General features: G+C 53.8%; 1 protein-coding gene. It reads left to right on the plus strand.

Annotated features, from left to right (window positions below; translation table 11 throughout):
* A partial coding sequence (locus KZZ04_RS18975; RefSeq protein ID WP_257903684.1) for a hypothetical protein occupies window positions 1–279 on the plus strand: 279 nt, incomplete at both ends.

The raw sequence follows: 279 nt of genomic DNA on the forward strand, positions 1-279 counted from the left end.
GGCCAACCCGTACTCGATGAAAACGGTCAGCCCAAGGTCGCTCACTTCGGCATTCTCAGGACACATTTTCTGTTCAACATCGAGCAAACGGAGGGGCTCGAAATGCTCAATGACACCCTGCTCGAGACGGAACAGAGCGATCCCTTCCAGCCCAACAGCGTCGCGGAAAATCTGCTGTTAAGTTCAGGTGCAAGCATCGTTCATCGGCCTGCCGACGAAGCCTTTTACCACCCGATCAGGGATCTCATCCAACTCCCGACAAAGGCACAATTTCACGAT

The organism is Pseudoalteromonas sp. CR1, from assembly GCF_019392235.1.
Taxonomy (GTDB): domain Bacteria; phylum Pseudomonadota; class Gammaproteobacteria; order Enterobacterales; family Alteromonadaceae; genus Pseudoalteromonas.